At 50.1% G+C, this 1,392-nt stretch carries 1 protein-coding gene and 1 pseudogene; both read left to right on the forward strand.

The window, feature by feature from the left end; translation table 11 throughout:
• Positions 1–346 (forward strand): IS66 family transposase (locus ACOCD2_RS19975; protein WP_293674898.1); only part of this gene is annotated, 346 nt, incomplete at its 5' end.
• Between the two features lie 278 nt (positions 347–624).
• Positions 625–1,392: pseudogene (locus tag ACOCD2_RS19980) on the forward strand (IS1595 family transposase); the annotation flags it as partial.

Genomic DNA, 1,392 nt, shown 5'->3' on the forward strand with positions numbered 1-1,392 from the left:
CGCCAAACGCCAATCGAAGCGCCTGACCGGGAATGAGTACAAAAATCTGCAGAAACGCTACCGCAATATCCTCACCCGCGGTGCAAAGCAGCTCCCGCCTATCCCGCTCAGACAAAACGGTAAACGGGGCCGGGTCGCCAAATCCGATGCGCACAACCTGTTGGAACGACTGAAGAAGCATGAGACGGCAGTACTGCTCTTCGTCAGACTCTCACACGTGCCGTTTACCAACAACCGGGCCGAACGTGACCTGAGAATGAGCAAAGTCAAACAGAAGGTGTCGGGGTGCTTCCGGACAAGAAAGTACGCCGAGGCCTATTGCCGCATCTCCAGGCTTTGGACATAATCACCTATAAAAATGGACGCAACGGAACAATTCTATTACCATAACTTTGGGTCTTCTCCTTCTACATTTGCCGTCGATACTGCGGTAGAGAAAGCAGTACCTTCCTTTACGTATCCTAGGCTATCAAGTAGCGATGCGATTGCGCGATCAGCTTGCGTAAGGTGCGAGGGGGAAGGCTCTTTTGTCTTCTTGATTACCCGCGATATTCAGCCACGCATACAGAAATTGGCCTATAATAGAACATGCATAGAATTCAGTGTCTTAGTGAGGTGGTGGACATGGCAAAGAATATCATCCAATTTCAAAAAGGTCTCAGTTTTCCGAAATTTCTGGAAAACTATGGTACGGAAGAACAGTGCTACTCGGTGCTGTTTCATCTGAGGTGGCCAGATGGATTTGTTTGCCCCGAGTGTGGCAACAAGACCTATTGCGAGATCAAAAGTCGTAAGGTCTATCAATGTCATCGCTGTCACCGGCAGACCTCGTTGACGAGTGGTACAATCTTTGCGGCTACCAAGGTACCGCTAACGAAATGGTTTCTGGCCATCTATTTGCTCACGCAGAGAAAAACCAGCGTGTCAGCGCTGCAATTGAAGCGGGATATTGGCGTCAGCTATAACACGGCATGGAAGATGAAGCACAAGCTGATGCAAGTGATGCTGGAGCGTGAGAAAGGAAAAAAGCTCAGTGGCCGCATTGAGATAGATGATGCGTATATCGGCGGTGAGCGTCCAGGAAAGCCTGGGCGTGGCGCTGCACATAAAGCTCCGTTTATTGCCGTCGTTGAAACGGAAGGGGAAGAACATCGCCCTCAGCGGATGCAATTGCGGACAGTCAGTGGGTTTCGTAGTGCTGAAATCGAACGTTACGCAAAGATGAGCCTGGAGGTTGGAAGCATTGTGGTCAGCGATGGCTTGGCTTGTTTCAAAGCAGTGGAAAAGGCAGGATGCCATCCTATTCCTTTCGTCTCCGAAGGTGGGCGTAAAGGGGTTGAACACCCATCCTTCAACATGGGTGAATGCCATGCTGGGCAACGTAAAAAATTC

Source organism: Thiolapillus sp., from assembly GCF_048562965.1.
In the GTDB taxonomy this organism is placed as follows: domain Bacteria; phylum Pseudomonadota; class Gammaproteobacteria; order Chromatiales; family Chromatiaceae; genus Thiolapillus; species Thiolapillus brandeum_A.